The following is a 16653-nucleotide window of genomic DNA, read 5'->3' on the forward strand; positions in this document are numbered from 1 at the left end:
ATAATAGATGTTAGATGTTAGACTTTAGATATCAGATTTAATTTTATCATTAATTCCGATTCTAATTTTCACAAATTTAATGATTTTAAAAGAAATTAAAATTTAATTTATAATTAATTATCATCAAGACACTAACAAAAAAATCTCATCCGAAGACGAGATCTTTATATTTTGAATCACAAACTGTTTAGTTATTATTTCTTTTGAAAGTAAATGTTGTAGACTGATATTCCGTAGGATCTGTTTTATCTTCGAAGGTGATATTCATCGTGTTTTCAGTAAGTGAAGTTACTTTTCCTCTTGCCGGCTCCACAATGCCCTGATACTTGATTTCTATTTCCTTTGTATCTTCACTATAGTTGTAGGTGAAATTACGTTCGTAAACGGTAGCACATTGTCCGGGAGTAGCACTATCGCCTTTTTCGGTTCTTTTTCCGGTATACTTATCAGGAAATGCCCATCTGGATTCTTTCTGACAGTCTGAATACAAAATCTCGTCTGAAACACCGGTGCCTCCTAACGGAACCGTTGTTCTCACTTCTTTTAACGGCTGCCAGTACCCGACAATCCCAAATGTTCTTTCAGTCTCGTCATCCTCACATCCAGTAAAAGCTAATAATGATAAACCTGCAAATAGTAATACTAATTTCTTCATGTATCAAATTTTTCAAGGGCTAAAATTATAATTTTTTTGATTTATTTAATAATATTTTGTGAAAAATTATTTCAAACTTATTTATTTTCAAAAATATATGAACAATTATCGACCATATTGCCTTTATTTAACAAATATTGCCGATGGCAATGAGCCTCTGTTTTATTAAAAGAACTATTTTTGCATAAAACAATGCAAATGCAGATGCAAGACATAACGAAAAATAATTTTGACTTCTTACGTGTTCTCCTCGCCTTTATCGTTTTCGTGGGACATCTGGGAGCCTTAGCTGCTTCCGACGAGCTTAAAATTTTTGAGCACAGCCCCGTAGAAATAGCCGTTTTCGGGTTTTTTGTGGTCAGTGGTTTTCTTATTGCGAGAAGCTACGACCGGTCTTCCAGTTTAAAAAGCTATCTGAAAAAGAGAATCAAGAGGATTGTTCCTGCCTATCTGCTTGTTGTGTTTTTATGTGCCATATTATTAAGCCTGGTAAGTACTTATTCCTTCACGGAGTATTTCAGCAATACCCAGGTCTATAAATATCTTTTCTGGAATTCTTTATTTCTGAATTTTAAAGCCCCGTGGCTCCCCGGAGTTTTCGGAAATCAGGCCGTGAATGGTGCATTATGGACCCTGAAGATTGAAATGTGCTATTATTTCTGTGTTCCTTTGCTGTTCTTGCTTTTTGGTAAGAATAACAGGTACAGAAATATCAGTTTAATGATCATCTATTTCTTATCCCTGGTGTATCTTAATTATTTTGAATCGTTAGGTAAGATCTCCCTCGCCAAACAACTTCCGGGAACTTTATCATTTTTCATCCCGGGAATGCTGATTTATTTTAACTTTGACAAGTTTATTAAGCATAAAAACCTTTTATTCCTTATCGCTGTACTAACGGTCTGGATTGATTTAATTACCGGGATTATCTTATTTTCTCCTATGATGATCGGTATTATTACGCTTTATATTGCTTACTCATTTAAGTTTCTGAATAATTTCGGAAAATACGGTGATTTCACGTATGGAATCTATATTTTCCACTTTCCGATTATCAGAACTTTTACGACGCTGGGATTATTTAAAGACTACAATCCTTACATCATGGCACTGGTATGCATGCTCGTAGTCATTGGCGTAGGAATCAGTTCATGGCATTTTTATGAGAAAAAATTTTTATAATTAACTGTAACACCGATGAAAGCGCTCGTTTCAATCATTACACCGTCATATAATTCTGCAGAATTTATCGAAGAGACGATAATGTCTGTTTTAAACCAAACCTATCAGAACTGGGAGTGGCTGATCACTGATGATCTGTCTAAAGATAATACCGTTGAGATTATAAAAAAATATAATGATCCGAGAATAAAACTTCAGGTCCTGGAGCAGAACGGTGGTGCCGGAAATGCAAGAAATAAGAGTCTTGAAAGAGCCCAGGGAAGATATATTGCGTTTCTTGATTCTGATGACTTCTGGTATCCTGAATACCTTGAAAAAATGACCGCCTACCTGCAGGAGAATAAAGCAGAACTGGTCTATTGTAATTATTCAAGATGTGACGAACATACGATGGAACCTGTATTAAAAGATTTTATGGCGGATAAAATTGTTACTTTTTCGAATTTACTGAAAACCTGCAGACTGGCCCCGGTTTCGACTATTTACGACACAAAAAGGGTAGGAAAGTTTTTCTTCCCGGTAAAAAGTAAACGGGAAGATCATGTGATGTGGCTTAACTTACTGAAAGAAATTCCAAAAGGGTATCCTTTAAACCAAACCCTGGCAAAATACAGGATGAGGGAGAACAGCGTTTCAAGAAAGAAGAAAAACATCATTAAAGATCAGTATCTTGTCTACAAGGATTTTATGCAGTTTTCTACCTTTAAGTCTTTATATTATACTGCCAATTGGGCAGTGAACGGATTTTTAAAATATTCTAAAATTTTTAACTGATGGAGTATTCAAAAGAATTTAAAGCAGCCCTCAGCGCTTTTTCGAATGTAGAAAAAGACCGTCTTATTTTCAGGCTGTTGAAAAAGGATAAATTACTGTCCAAAAAACTGTATTTTGAGCTTATCGACCAGGAGACCACGGACAATAAGCGGGATGCGATGGAAGAACTTGTCCAGGAGAAAATCGTTCTTGCTTCAGCGTATATCGGAAATCAAAAATATTATTTAAGCATTATCCGGAAACTCAGTGCCGAAATTACGGAACACGTGAAAATTACGACTGATAAATTCGGGGAAGTTTCGCTTAATCTCCTGTTGGTCAATACAATTTTAGAGCATAATAAAGACCTTACCAGACAAAGGTTTGACAATGTCTACAAGCTGTACCTGTATCTGATCAATAAGATCGTTAAAGCTTTACTTCTGATAAAAAAATTAGACGAAGATTATTGGATGGAAATTGACGAACAGCTTGAAAGCATTGAAGATAAAGTTCATCAAAACTCTTATCTGGAAAAATTATTCATCAACAACGGGATCGATTTTAACTGGCTGATCTCCGACAGAATTCCTGAAAATTTTGACCAGATCATCAGGGATATAAAGAAACAGGGATTTCTACGATAACATTTCCCTGATGATAAGCGATGTAGAGTCAGGTTTGCTACTTATACATTCACCGGCGTTCTGAGACATTGCGGCAAGTGTTTCCTGATCCTCCAACAGAAAAAGGACAAATTCTGCAGCTTCGCCTTCATTTCCAAAAGCTTTTCCGCCCTCTGCAGAAATAAGATCATCGGCTTCAGGGTTTTTGCGGTAATGATTCCCAAAAACAACAGGAATTCCAAATGTCGCAGCTTCTAAAATGTTATGAAGACCTGCATCATGAAAACCTCCGCCCACCACTGCAACATCTGCATATGAATATAATTTTGAAAGCAATCCGATGCTGTCTATTATTAAAACATCCGAATCCGTAAAGGATGAATCTGTAATTTGAGAATACAATACAGCTTCGGGAAAAACTGACTGTAAATGAGAAACTCTTTTCAGGTCATGAGGAGCGATAATTATTTTTGTATTATTCGTTTTCTTTGAGACCATTTCAGCAATTCTTTCTTCTGCCTGCCATGAACTCCCGAAAACAACAGCTTTTTTTCTTCAATAAAATCTTTAATACAATCTACCTGATTATCTCTTTTTCTCAGCTGCCTCACCCTGTCATATCTCGTATCGCCCGTTACGGAAGACTGTGTTAAGCCGACGCTTTTAGCAAGGGCAAAGGACATTTCCGTCTGATGAAAAAACCAGTCGATATTTCTTTTTAACTGTTTGACAAACCATTTCCCATACGATGTAAAAAATGCCTGTCTTTCATAGAACAGGGCAGAAATAACATACGTCTTAGCACCTTGCGTCCTTAGTTCTTCCAACAAGTTATACCAATAATCATACTTCACCGTAAAAAATAGTTCAGTCGTAAACTGAGAAATAAATTCTCTTACATCTTTCTTCCTGTCAAAAGGCAGATAACAGATGACATCCGCTACATTTTTTTTCTTAATGACATTTTCATATCCAGAAGGAGAAAAAAAGGTAACGAGGATTTTATAAGTGGGAAATTCCTCCTTCAGGTTTTCCAGTACGGGCAGCCCCTGTTCGTATTCACCAAGGCTTGCGGCATGCATCCAGATTACCCGGTCACGCTTTGAAAAGGCAGCTTTTACTTTTGACACGGACATTCTTCTTCCTTCAACGCCCTTTTTAGTTTTATCATTAAGCAGCGAAAAAACCTTCATCCCGAATATGAGAAGACTGATAAAAATATTGTATAGAAATTTCAAGGTTTGGAATTTAATAGTTCTGCACGGCTTTCTTTAAGCATTTTGAAGATACAGAATCCCATCACCCCAAACAACAGAGCCAGTAAAACAAAAACAGCATTGGTCATTTCGGCTAAGCGACCCTGAGCCATTAATATGCTTTCCACCACTGTATCCCCTAACAGAAGAAGTACCGGGAGTAGCATACTGTACATATAAAGTTTTAAAGTTTCCTTATTTCTGAAGCTTTGCGGGACATTCAGCATCGGTGAATCCGGGTTCCGGGGAACTCCGACCATCAGAAGGAATATAAAGGTAGCAATCGCCGGCAGAAACCAGATGGTATTTTTAGCGCTTTCCCCGTCTACCCTTCCGTTAACCGAAAAGTGTGACGGAACAATTTCCGGCAACTCCGCATATTTCACACCTGTAAAAACCCAGATAAAAATAAGTAAAGCGATATTTATTGTCAATAAAAATGTAGAGATTTTCATATCTAAATAATTTTTTTAATGACTCTTAATTTATGAGTATGCTTGTTCATTTCTTTGTTAAAAATCCCTGTAGAATCCAGAGTATCGATTCTTACTTTACCGGAAGCATGAATGATTTTCTGGTTTTCCAGCATGATTCCCACATGAATAATCTTCCCTTCAGCATTTTCAAAAAAAGCTAAATCACCGGGCTGGCTTTCTTCTACAAATGATAAAGATTCACCCACTTCTACCTGCTGGGAAGTATCTCGGGGAAGTTTTATCTGATGAACTTTATAAACCAACTGAGTAAAACCTGAACAGTCTACGGCGAAAAAACTTTTTCCACCCCACAGATAAGGAACGTTTAAAAATTCGCGCGCTGTTAAAGCAATACTCTCACGGATATCATGGCTTCTTTGCGATGCTACCGCAGGAAATTCGACCTCCGAACCTATTGAAAGAAGCGTTTTTCCATCTTTCATTAAAACAGATGAAAAATCTTCAGTGACGACCGTTACTTTTCTGTTGGCCAATTCCTCATCGCTTACAGTTCTGAGCTGTTTGGTATCCATCCATCCTTCATAGCCATCATAGTGCATTTTTATTCTGGTCCAGTTTTTATTGACTTCGAGAACATCTGCACTTTCACCAAACAATATTTCCGTAACAATTTCTGCTTTATCAGAACTTTCTGCGCGTACCGGTGCCACGGTAACAATACAAATTCCTTTATTCATTAATTTTAATTAAAAGATTGAATGATTAAAAATTAAAAATTACAGACTGCATAATCTTTAATTATTTAATATTATTTTCTTCTTAGAAAATTCACTCCGTCACGCAAAGGTAAAATAAGATTTTCAAAATCGTCATCTTTTGCAATCAAATCATTTAATTCCCGGATCACCTGGGTAGCTTTCTGCTTAGGATTTTCTTCCAGTACTTTTCCGTACCAGAGTACATTATCAAATAATACAACCGATCCGGATTTTGTGTGAGGTTTAATCAATCTGAAATATTCGGCATAGTTTTCCTTATCTGCATCTATAAACACAAGATCAAAAACCTCATCCGTTTCCTGTAAAAACATTTTGGCATCCTGAAGTTTAAAGTCGATCTGATCCGAATATTCACTTTCTTCAAAATATTTTTTCGGCAGATAGGCCAGGTCTTCATTAACGTCCAGCGTGGTAATTTTTCCTTCTTTTGACAGACCAGCCGTTAAACAAAGCGTGGCATATCCAGTAAAAGTTCCTATTTCCAGGATATTTTTCGGCTGCAGCATCTGGGAGATCATGGTTAAAAGTCTTCCCTGCTGATATCCGGAAATCATATGAGGCTGTGTTGTTTTCTGGTAGGTTTCCCGTCTTAATTTTTTCAGAATTTCAGGTTCTGCGGAAGCATGGGTTTCAAGATACCGGTCCATTTCAGGATTCTTTTCTTCAAAAAAGCTCATTCTTCAATTTTTTATTATTCAAATTTATCGAAATATAAGAAATAAGAATGAATTTCCAAAAGACAGGGAAAACCCCATCTCAAATACCGTAAAAATACGGATGTTTTCTATGCTGAATAATTTTATTTTTGCACAGAAGGGTAAAACACTAAGAAACCAACATGAATGCAGGGGAAAACCAAATTAGACCGGAGAATCGGAAAATTGCTTTTTTAAAGAGCAAAACCGGTTCTCTTCTGAAATCAAAAAACGAAATATCCAATTCATTTTTTCAGCGAATTATTTCCTTATTGAAAAAAGAAGAATTAATTTGATGAAAAAGACAAAATCCCGGATCTCCCCGGGATTTGTTGTACATATATGTTTGTAAAATTATTTTTTAGGCGCAATATCCATCAGCTTCATAAACTCATCGAGTTTAGGCATAATAATAATTTCCGTTCTTCTGTTTTCAGCTCTTCCGGAAACACTCATATTGGTTGCCTTAGGGTTGTATTCAGAACGTCCGCCTGCTGTAATTCTTGCAGGATCTACTCCAAACTGAGACTGTAATATTTTAGCCACCGATGTACCTCTCAAAGCGGAAAGATCCCAGTTGTCTCTTGGTAAGTTAGGAGAATTTAAAGGGGCATTGTCTGTATTTCCTTCAATCAGCACAGAATACTTGTCGTAATCGTTGATAACCTTGGCAACCTTCCCTAGAACTTCCTGAGCGGCAGGTAAGATATTATAGTCTCCCGTTTTATATAACATTTTGTCTGAAAGGGAAATCATCACAACGCCTTTCAAAACTTTCACCTGAACATCATCATCTGCAACATTATCCAGCGATCTTTTCAGTTTGTTTGACAATGCTAGATTTAAACTGTCGTTTTTAGCATTATTGGAAATCAACTGTTTGATGTAAGAGTTAGAAGAGTTAATTTCACTTACTAATTTATCAATATTGGCAGAACTTTTTCCTGTGTTTGATAAACAGGCATCCAATGATGATTTTAAAGCATCATGTTGACTTTTTAATAAATTATTCTCACCCGCCAATGCCGAGTTCTGAGACTTCAGATCCTGGATTTCTCTCTGTCTTTCCCCAATATTCTCAATACATTGTTTGTAATTCGTACTTAAGGCATCGTACTGCTTTTTACTGATACAAGATGTCAATCCCAACACCATTGCAGAAACTGCTAAAATTTTAAAAATCTTCATAAATAATCATTTTTAGACATTCCAAAGGTAACAAAATTGAATTGAATTATATGGATTATCTTTGTGCAAAAGAAATTCTCAACATAGATGTTGAAAAAATTAAGCGTTAAACAGCAATTAGAAAATCTTATTCAGCAGCCGGCAGATCACACCTATCTTTTAGCCGTGAGCGGAGGTGCCGATTCTATGGTGCTGGCCCATCTGTTCTATGATTCAGGCTTTATGTTTCAGATAGCTCATGTGAATTATAAGCTTCGGGGTGATGATTCTCAGTCGGACCAGAAGGTCGTGCAGGATTTTTGCGAGAAAAATCATATTAAATTTCATTTATATGAAGTTTCGGACAAAGATCAAAGACCTCAAAATTCGATCCAGCTATGGGCAAGAGAGTTGCGGTACCACTTTTTTAAACAGATTCAGCAAAAGGAAAATTTAGAATTTTTGGTTACCGCCCATCATCTGAATGATCAGCTGGAGACATTTATCATCAACTTATCAAAAGCTTCAGGTATCAATGGTCTGAGTGGGATTCCGTCCAGTGATCATAATATCCTGCGGCCTCTTTTAAATTTCACAAAAGAAGAAATTTACACTTTTGCTGAAGAAAACAATATCGAGTATCGTGAAGACCTGTCCAATAAGAAAAGCGATTATCTAAGAAACAAAATCCGGAATGAAATTGTTCCAAAATTATTGGAGACCAACGATCATTTTCTGGACAACTTTAAAAGAAGTTCATTTTATCTAAACCAGACTAAAGATTTTGTTCAGACACAAATTCAGGAGATAGAAAATCGTCTTACTATATTTAACCCGTCGCACAAAATCCTATCAAAAGGAAAACTTGAGCTGGAAAGCGATTTCGTAAAGTTTGAAATTTTAAAAAAATACGGCTTCAACCGGGAGGAGGAAATTCCTAAGATTTTTAAAGCTGAAAACGGAAAATCTTTTTTTTCAAAAGAATATCACCTGACCGTCAACTATGATGAATTGGTCATAACAGAAAAAAAAGAACATAGAAATCAGGAGTCTGATTTCACCATCGAGGATAAAATTCTGATTGAAAACTTTGACTTGTCAGAAAACCAAATCAGCATTAATCTCGAAAATAACATTGAAGGCATTGAAGAAATCAATAGAACTTTCGAATGGAATTTTGATGCCGGAAAACTTCACTTTCCACTGCGACTGAGAAGACCTCAGGACGGTGACGAGTTTTACCCATCGGGATTTAACGGGAAAAAGAAAGTGTCCAAATTTTTTAGGGACGAAAAAATCTCTATTTTAGCGAGGCAAAAAATCTGGATCTTATCTGATCATGAAAATTCTGTATTAGGAATTATTCCTTTCAGACAAGATAAACGATATATTAGGGATGAAAAGACAAAAAATATTCTCAAAATTTTTAATTAAAGTAAAATGAAATTTAGAAACTGGTTTTTATTAGTTCTGCTGTTTTTGACAACAGGAATTAATGCACAAATCAAAAATCCTGTAAAATTTAAATTAACAGTTAACGAATTAGGAAACAATCAATACGAAGCCGTTTTGAATGCAACTATGGAAAGCGGCTGGCATATTTATTCTAAGGATATTCCTGAGGACACCGGTATTCCTACAGAATATAAAGTTTCGGGAAAAAACATCGAGCTTATCGGGAAGTTTACTGAAACGGGTAAAAAGCACGAAGAATTTTCTGAAGCGTTCGGAGGTAAGATTATATTTTACTCTAACTCTGCCGGTTTTAAGCAGAAGTTCAAACTGAAAGACGGAACAAAACCCGGAGATGTAGTTGCAGAAATTACTTACCAAACCTGTGATGACAGGGTTTGTTTAGCACCCAATACTTTAGAGTTTACTCAAAAGGTAACTCCTAAAGGCACTCCGGAAGAGGCGGTAACTGAAACAGCAGCACCTTTGAAAGATTCAGTGAAGACCGCAGAAACGGTTTTGCAGACACCGGTAAAGGAAGAAATGACCGCTACTGAGACTTCATCCTTAGATCCCAAACAGCTGAAAATAGCTACCATCGATTTCCAAAAACCTCTTACTGACTGCGGAACAGGCTCTACAAAGGTAGAAGAAAATTATTGGACCTACCTGTTCCTGGGATTTATCGGGGGACTTATTGCCCTGCTGACTCCCTGCGTTTTCCCAATGATCCCGCTAACGGTTTCATTCTTTACAAAAGGAAACAAAAACAAGGCTAAAGGAAAGAGAGACGCATTGATCTATGGATTTTTCATTTTTCTGATCTTTGTTTTACTCAGTATTCCCTTCCATATTATTGACGGCATTGCAGGAAATATTTTCAACGAAATTTCTACAAGCGTATGGCTGAACATCGCTTTCTTTGTTATATTCATTTTCTTCGCAGGAAGTTTCTTCGGTTACTATGACATCACTTTACCGAGTTCCATCGCCAATAAATCTTCAAAAGCGGAAGAAGCCGGAGGAATTATCGGAATTTTCTTTATGGCTTTAACCCTGGTTATCGTTTCCTTCTCCTGTACCGGTCCTATTTTAGGAAGTTTATTGGGAAGTGCCGTAACCGGTTCTGCTAATGTCCCGATGTTATTAACGTTTGCACTGGCAGGTTTCGGACTGGCATGGGCCATCATTTTCGGATTACTGGCCTTGTTTCCGCAGGCACTGCAAAGCCTTCCGAAATCAGGAGGCTGGATGAATACGGTGAAAGTGGTTTTAGGGTTTGTAGAACTGGCATTGGCATTAAAATTCTTATCAAAAGCAGATCTGGTATCAAAAACATTCCTGTTAAAAAGAGAACTTTTCATTGCCCTATGGATTATTGTTGCCATCGGGTTGGCCTTATACTTATTCGGACTCATCAGATTTCCACATGATGATAAGAAACCGAAGATCTCATTAACAAGAAAAATCCTGAGTATTTTAGGAATCGGATTTGTGGTGTATTTAGTTCAGGGACTTATTCCTTCCGAACGTCCGAAACTGCAGTTATTAAGTGGTATCCTGCCTCCTCTGAACGTGAGCTATTTCCATGATGAAAAAGACGGAATTTTGGGGATGCATCCTGAACATGACTTTTTCAAAGCTGTAGAACTGGCTAAAAAAGAAGACAAACCCATCCTGATCGATTTCACAGGCTATGGTTGTGAAAACTGCAGAAAAATGGAAGAATTCGTTTGGAGCGAGCCGGATATTTTACCTATTCTTCAAAACGATATCGTTCTTGCCTCCCTTTATGTAGATGATAAGGAAGAGCTTCCCGAAGATCAGAAAACTAAAATCGACTTAGGAGACGGGCAGGTGAAAAAAGTAAAAACCATCGGCGACCGGTGGAGCTTATTCCAGCAGGTAAACTTTAACAACAACTCCCAACCTCATTATGTTTTAATTACTCCCGACGGAAAGGTCATCAACAGTCCGGTTTCAGGATATATGCCGAAAGAAGACTTCAAAAAATTCCTTGAATGTGGTGTAAATTACTATAAAAAGAATAAATAATTTTTTAAAATATCATACAAAACTCTCATCTCCACAGGTGAGAGTTTTTTACTAAACAAATCATACACAAACACTTAAAATATCATAAAAACCTAGCAGATTAAAAGCACTGTTTATCATAATATATTAAATTTTAAAATAAATTTAATTTTATTTAACATTATCGTAAATCAGGTATGAAATTTGTATTGATTCCTCAAATAAAGAACAAAATTCAGTCTTTATTGAAAAACGTTTAACCTAAAAAAATAACACTATGGCTGAAGTAACTGTACAAGAGAAATCAGGAGGAAAACAAAAGAAAAAACTGATCCGTGTGGACATGACCCCTATGGTAGACCTGGGATTCTTATTAATTACCTTTTTCATGTTTACCACCAATTTTACCAAACCGAATGTAATGGATCTCGGGCTGCCTGCAAAAGACCCGAACTCTAAACCAAAAGGTGATGTGATCGATACCAAAAACCAGATCACATTTATCCTTGGAAAGGACAACCGCGTGTTTTACCATCAGCAATCTTCAGAGGATCTGAATGCAAACAATTTAAAAGAAACTGATTTTAGCGGATTGCATATTTCAAAAATTATATCTGAAGCTTATAATCACGCGCCAAAACAGGAAAATTTTACGGTAATTATTAAACCTACGGATGAGGCCAACTATAAAAATTTTGTAGATATCCTGGACAACCTGGCTATCTCTAAAAAAGAACGGTACGGCATTACAGATATCAAACCCTGGGAACAGAAAGTCTATGATCAGGTAACAAAATAAAACAAAAGAGCATTATTAAATGCTCTTTTTTATTTATTTTTGAGTATATAATTTAAAACTATGCTCAACTTCGAAAGAAAAGGAAACGGAACTGAAATCCTGGTACTTCTTCACGGCTTCATGGAAAATCTTTCTATCTGGAACGATATGGCTCCTCACCTTTCCGATCATTTTTCGCTTTTAAAAATTGATCTTCCGGGACACGGACAGTCAGACATTTTAGCTGATGTACATACCATGGAACTCATGGCTGAAGAAGTGAATGCTGTTTTAGACCATCAGAATCTGGAAAAAGTTCATTTACTGGGACATTCCATGGGAGGCTATGTTTCGTTGGCCTTCGCTGAAAAGCACCCTGAAAAACTCAAAAGCCTGACATTATTCTTCTCTACTTATCTCGCGGATGACGAAGATAAAAAAGAACAGCGCATAAAAAGTTACCGAATTATCAAAGATGCCTTTCCTCATTATGCCAGAGCCGGAGTTCCCAATCTGTTTAATCCCAATGAAAGGGATATTCTTGAAGGAAAAATCGAAACCGCTCTTGAAACCGCTCTTTCTACGAATAATTTAGGTGCCCTGGCATCGGTAAAAGGAATGATTGAAAGAACCGACAAAAAACATATTCTGGAAAATCTTGAGGCCAAAATCCTTATTCTTGCGGGAAAACATGACAATGCTGTAAAGACAGACATCATGATTAAAAATCTTCCTGACAGAACCAATATCAAATCTTATGTTCTGGATTGCGGGCACAACGGACACTGGGAAAAACCCGGCATCTGCGCTGAGATCATCAATACGGAACTTCTCCACAATATGCCAAAGCACTTAGTATTTTAAATAATTAATATGAGAATCTGGATCATTTTAATACTCCTTTTATCCTTCACGGGCTGTAAAAAGGAAAGTTTAGTTTCAAAAAAAGACCATCTTAATGATTCTGTTTCCACAACAGAAAAAACACCTAAAGACAGTTTAAAAAGCAAAACCAAAAGAGAGGAAGTTTTTTCTTTTGAAACCGAATTATGTAACAATAAGGGACACTTTGATGCGAATCGATACTCAAAAGAGGAAATTGCAGGTACGTATCAACTCTGGTTTCAATTGGGCGGCCTCCTGTTAAACGCACCCCATATTTTCAAGCTGGAAGATCTCCAGCAGGTAAGAAGAGATAAAAATCAGGTTCTTGCTAAGCTGGATCAAGAATTTGCAGAAAAGAAAAAGGTGTTTGAAAACTTAAGAGTAGTGAATACTCCTTACTGGCAAAATATTAAAGCACAGACTTACCAGGCTCTGCTTCAGGAGTACGAACTGAATAAAATACAGATCCTGGCTTATTCGGACCCATCGGTTTTACTAAGCAGTACATTTAAGGGCTGTAATCACTTCGCACGTGTTTTAAACTCCGGAGATAATGAAATCATTGAAGAATGGCGAAAACTCCGTGAGCAGATGAGCAAAAAAAACGGAGACCCACAGAGAATTATGGACGAATTTGAAAGTCATCTTAACTCTTCTTATAAAAAAGATTATGCGGTTCTCGACCTTATTGTTTTCGGATGGGGCAATTGCGCCAATGATGAAATCAGGAGACCTCAACGCGATGAAAAAATGAATAAGGAATTTGATGCGCTCTTCTTAAAAATCGATGCCGAATGTGACGAACCGTAGGCTGTACTCTATTAAAATCATGTATCTTAGCCTGGATTAATATCTTCAATGAATTTATTCTCTTTTAAAAAAAAGAAACCCGTTATCGGCCTGACCCTTTCAGGCGGAGGAATGCGTGGAATTGCCCATATTGCCGTTTTAAAAGCACTGGAGGAATACCATCTGAAACCGGATATTATTTCAGGAACCAGTGCAGGATCTATCGTCGGAGCGTTCTATTCTTTAGGAAAAACTCCGGACGAGATGATGGATATTGTAAGGCAGACTACTTTTTTCTCAAGGTCCTATCTGAGATTATCCAAAAACGGAATTTTCAGTTCAAATTTTATTTTAAAATTATTCAGGGATCATTTTCCTGAGGACAATTTTAATATTTTAAAGATCCCGGTTTATGTTGCCGCTACTGAAATGACCCATGGAATCGTAGATTTTTTTTCTGAAGGAGAACTTTTCGGTCCCCTGCTCGCATCATCAAGCGTCCCATTTGTGCTTCCTCCTGTAAAAATGGGCGAGAAAATATATGTTGACGGTGGCGTCTTAGACAATCTCCCGATTGAACCTATTGCCGATCAGTGTGATTTTCTGATCGCATCGCACGTGAATTCCATCAGCTACGATAGCCTGGAGAACATGAGTTTAATGAAAGAATTTGACAGAATATTACATTTAGCTATTGCAAAATCAGTCTATTCCAAAGCGAAAATGTGCGATATATTTCTGGATCCTCCGAAAATGACGAAGTTCAGTCTGTTCAACAAGAAATCTCTTGACATCATGTTTCAGGAAGTATATGAATATACCTGTAAAGAACTTGAAACAAAAGTTTATAAAAGAGAGAATGATCATTAACGCACTATAAAGCTTCCCCTTCTACTCTGTTTTTAAAAGTTTCTATTGTGTTCTGTAAAGATTCATCAGACTTTCCTCCTGCCGCATTAATATGTCCGCCTCCATTAAAATACTTTCTTGAAAACTGGTTTACATCCATATCATCTTTGCTTCTGAAAGAGATTTTCACAAAATCCTCATACAGATCTTCCATAAAAAATGCAGACATTTTCACCCCCATGATGCTGAGTCCATAATTTACGAAACCTTCTGTATCTCCTTTCTGGAAACCATATTCTTTAAGTTCATTTCTTGTCAGGGATAAGATAGCCACCTTTCCGTCTTTTACGACCTCTATCCGGGCCAGTACCAAAGCCAGTAAATGTAGACGGGACACTGTATTGGTATCCCACGTATTGGATGTGATAAACGAAGGATCAGCACCTTTTTCAATCAGGTTGGCAATGATCCTGTGAGTGGCTGCACTTGTAGATCTGAAACGAAATCCTCCTGTGTCCGTCATTATCCCGGTATAAAGACATTCCGCAATATCTTTATTAACTAATTTTTCATCACCCATCGCTTCGATAAAATGATAAATCATCTGGCAGGTTGCAGGAATGACCGTATCAGAATATACGAAATCAAATTTTTCAGGCTGTTGGTGATGATCAATCAAAATCTTTTTCGCTTTAGCATGAATGAGCCAGTCTCCTAAAATTCCGATTCTGGAAGGAGAATTAAAATCTAAACAAAAAATGACATCAGCTTCATTAATAATGTCAAATGCTACTTTTCTTTTATATTCACCAATGATTGCCTTTCTGGATTCCGGCATCCACTTCAGGAACTTCGGAAAATCATTAGGAACAACAATTTCTGCATCAATCCCCTTTGCTTTTAAATAATGCCTGAGCCCCAGACTTGAACCAACAGCATCACCATCCGGATTGTAATGGGTAAGAATAACTATTTTATTTTCAGGAGTAAGCAGCGTATTGATTTCTAAAAGTTCCGAAGGTGTAAACATCATTATGTTTATTTTTTGATTAATTTTGAGTCTCCAAAGATAGAGCTTTTAAACAAATCATTAATATTATTTTTGAATACAGCGGAAAACGTTCTTCTAAAATGACTGATAAAAAAATTAATAAAAAACATTCAAAAAAAAAGTATTAAAGTTTGCATTTTCTAAAATAATCTATATCTTTGCAACCTGAAAATTAATAGATAATTACGATTTAAACATATAGTAATGAGTAAAAGAACATTCCAGCCATCAGAAAGAAAAAGAAGAAACAAACACGGTTTCAGAGAAAGAATGTCTACGCCAAATGGAAGAAGAGTTTTGGCTGCGAGAAGAGCTAAAGGCAGAAAGAGTTTAACTGTAAGTGCTGCACGCGCTAAGAGATAATCTTTTATTATCATATACAAATCATGCTTGAAAAGAAGTTTTTCAGGCATTTTTTGTTGTTAAAATTTACTAAAATTTACATTCCTTAGTGTTCTTTTTACTATTTTTAAAGGCTGAAAATATTTTTAGAAATAGTACTTTAAAATTGAATTATGCCACATACCCATATTGCCGGAGATAATATTATAAGTCTGCAACATGCCAAGATTGCGCAAAAAAACTTCACTGTTCTTTCTGATGTTAATTTAAATATTAAAAAGGGCAGATTCTGCTACCTTATCGGAAAAACAGGCTCCGGGAAAAGCTCTCTTCTAAAGACACTTTACGGACACATCCCCCTGGCTGCAGGACATGGAGCGGTAGTGGGGTTTGATCTGGAAAAGATGAGAACTTCCGATGTGCCGAACCTGAGAAGAAAATTGGGAATCGTATTTCAGGATTTCCAGTTGCTGTCTGACAGAACGGTTGAAAAGAACCTGAAATTTGTTCTGGAAGCCACCGGCTGGAATGACAAAATAAAAATGGAAGACCGCATCAACGAGGTATTATCGAGTGTGAATATGAAAAGCAAAAAGCACAAAATGCCTCATGAGCTTTCAGGAGGAGAGCAACAGCGTATCGCTATTGCCAGGGCTTTGCTGAACCACCCTGATCTTATTTTAGCGGATGAGCCAACGGGAAATCTCGACCCTGAAACGTCAAACGAAATCATGACATTGCTGAAACAGGTCGCCCTTGAAAACGGAGCCGCTGTAGTAATGGCAACCCACGATTATCACATGATCCAGAACTTTCCGGGAGAAGCGATCCGATGTGAGGACGGAAAAGTTTCCGTACTGGATACCGCCGAGCTGTTTGAATAAAACATAACGGATTTAGAGATTATAATATAATCAACTTCT

Annotated in this window: 17 protein-coding genes and 1 pseudogene; 11 read left to right on the plus strand and 7 right to left on the minus strand. The window is 36.9% G+C overall.

Annotated elements, in window-relative coordinates:
* Positions 1-187: 187 nt before the first annotated feature.
* Positions 188-655 (minus strand): lipocalin-like domain-containing protein, encoded by a 468-nt coding sequence (locus tag ODZ84_RS11850; protein WP_266172517.1) that lies wholly within the window; start codon positions 653-655, stop codon positions 188-190.
* A gap of 198 nt (positions 656-853) precedes the next feature.
* Here ODZ84_RS11850 and ODZ84_RS11855 point away from each other — a divergent pair, with 198 nt between their 5' ends.
* Genes ODZ84_RS11855 through ODZ84_RS11865 form a run of 3 tightly spaced genes read left to right on the plus strand, consistent with a single transcriptional unit; the run spans position 854 to position 3237 of the window.
* The gene (locus tag ODZ84_RS11855; RefSeq protein ID WP_266172518.1) at positions 854-1837 is read left to right on the plus strand and encodes an acyltransferase family protein; all 984 of its coding nucleotides are present in this window, start codon (positions 854-856) and stop codon (positions 1835-1837) included.
* Positions 1838-1852: 15 nt separating this feature from the next.
* Positions 1853-2611, plus strand: coding sequence for a glycosyltransferase family 2 protein (locus ODZ84_RS11860; protein WP_266172519.1), 759 nt, complete (start codon positions 1853-1855; stop codon positions 2609-2611).
* Complete coding sequence (locus ODZ84_RS11865; protein WP_266172520.1) at positions 2611-3237, plus strand: deoxyuridine 5'-triphosphate nucleotidohydrolase; 627 nt, start codon at positions 2611-2613, stop codon at positions 3235-3237. The genes ODZ84_RS11860 and ODZ84_RS11865 overlap by 1 nt, the downstream gene beginning before the upstream one ends.
* Here ODZ84_RS11865 and ODZ84_RS23440 read toward each other — a convergent pair.
* From ODZ84_RS23440 to ODZ84_RS11890, 5 genes and pseudogenes are all read right to left on the minus strand, one after another.
* Positions 3229-4454 (minus strand): annotated as a pseudogene (locus ODZ84_RS23440) (3-deoxy-D-manno-octulosonic acid transferase). The gene ODZ84_RS11865 and the pseudogene ODZ84_RS23440 overlap by 9 nt on opposite strands.
* Entirely contained in the window at positions 4451-4927 is a 477-nt protein-coding gene (locus ODZ84_RS11875; protein WP_266172521.1) for a DUF1648 domain-containing protein, read from the minus strand. The pseudogene ODZ84_RS23440 and the gene ODZ84_RS11875 overlap by 4 nt, the downstream one beginning before the upstream one ends.
* Positions 4928-4929: 2 nt before the next feature.
* On the minus strand, positions 4930-5646 hold the full coding sequence (locus ODZ84_RS11880; protein ID WP_266172522.1) for a C40 family peptidase: 717 nt from the start codon (positions 5644-5646) through the stop codon (positions 4930-4932).
* Positions 5647-5717: 71 nt separating this feature from the next.
* Entirely contained in the window at positions 5718-6365 is a 648-nt protein-coding gene (locus ODZ84_RS11885) for an O-methyltransferase (protein WP_266172523.1), read from the minus strand.
* A gap of 372 nt (positions 6366-6737) precedes the next feature.
* Positions 6738-7571, minus strand: a complete 834-nt coding sequence (locus ODZ84_RS11890) for an OmpA family protein (protein ID WP_266172524.1) — start codon at positions 7569-7571, stop codon at positions 6738-6740.
* Positions 7572-7658: 87 nt separating this feature from the next.
* On the opposite strand from ODZ84_RS11890, the gene tilS reads away from it, so the two are divergent.
* The 6 genes from tilS to ODZ84_RS11920 all read left to right on the plus strand — a co-directional run bounded on the left by tilS (position 7659) and on the right by ODZ84_RS11920 (position 14358).
* Positions 7659-8984, plus strand: a complete 1326-nt coding sequence (gene tilS / locus ODZ84_RS11895) for a tRNA lysidine(34) synthetase TilS (protein WP_266172525.1) — start codon at positions 7659-7661, stop codon at positions 8982-8984.
* A gap of 6 nt (positions 8985-8990) precedes the next feature.
* Positions 8991-11057: a protein-disulfide reductase DsbD family protein gene (locus ODZ84_RS11900; protein WP_266172527.1), complete on the plus strand. Its 2067-nt coding sequence runs from the start codon at positions 8991-8993 to the stop codon at positions 11055-11057.
* A 256-nt stretch (positions 11058-11313) separates the two neighbouring features.
* Positions 11314-11835 (plus strand): biopolymer transporter ExbD, encoded by a 522-nt coding sequence (locus tag ODZ84_RS11905; protein WP_266172528.1) that lies wholly within the window; start codon positions 11314-11316, stop codon positions 11833-11835.
* A 60-nt stretch (positions 11836-11895) separates the two neighbouring features.
* Positions 11896-12678 (plus strand): alpha/beta fold hydrolase, encoded by a 783-nt coding sequence (locus ODZ84_RS11910; RefSeq protein ID WP_266172529.1) that lies wholly within the window; start codon positions 11896-11898, stop codon positions 12676-12678.
* 9 nt (positions 12679-12687) lie between these two features.
* Complete coding sequence (locus tag ODZ84_RS11915) at positions 12688-13509, plus strand: hypothetical protein (protein WP_266172531.1); 822 nt, start codon at positions 12688-12690, stop codon at positions 13507-13509.
* A 48-nt stretch (positions 13510-13557) separates the two neighbouring features.
* A complete protein-coding gene (locus ODZ84_RS11920; protein ID WP_266172532.1) occupies positions 13558-14358 on the plus strand; it encodes a patatin-like phospholipase family protein in 801 nt (266 codons plus the stop codon).
* A 4-nt stretch (positions 14359-14362) separates the two neighbouring features.
* Here the strand turns inward: ODZ84_RS11920 and ODZ84_RS11925 are convergent, their stop codons facing one another.
* Complete coding sequence (locus ODZ84_RS11925; protein WP_266177362.1) at positions 14363-15367, minus strand: DHH family phosphoesterase; 1005 nt, start codon at positions 15365-15367, stop codon at positions 14363-14365.
* A gap of 225 nt (positions 15368-15592) precedes the next feature.
* On the opposite strand from ODZ84_RS11925, the gene rpmH reads away from it, so the two are divergent.
* Together rpmH and ODZ84_RS11935 are read left to right on the plus strand one after the other, a co-directional pair.
* Positions 15593-15751: a 50S ribosomal protein L34 gene (gene rpmH, locus ODZ84_RS11930; protein WP_039365072.1), complete on the plus strand. Its 159-nt coding sequence runs from the start codon at positions 15593-15595 to the stop codon at positions 15749-15751.
* A gap of 152 nt (positions 15752-15903) precedes the next feature.
* The gene (locus ODZ84_RS11935; RefSeq protein ID WP_266172536.1) at positions 15904-16614 is read left to right on the plus strand and encodes a cell division ATP-binding protein FtsE; all 711 of its coding nucleotides are present in this window, start codon (positions 15904-15906) and stop codon (positions 16612-16614) included.
* Positions 16615-16653 lie beyond the last annotated feature (39 nt).

Origin of the sequence: Chryseobacterium fluminis, from assembly GCF_026314945.1 — a bacterium.
In the GTDB taxonomy this organism is placed as follows: Bacteria; Bacteroidota; Bacteroidia; order Flavobacteriales; family Weeksellaceae; genus Chryseobacterium; species Chryseobacterium fluminis.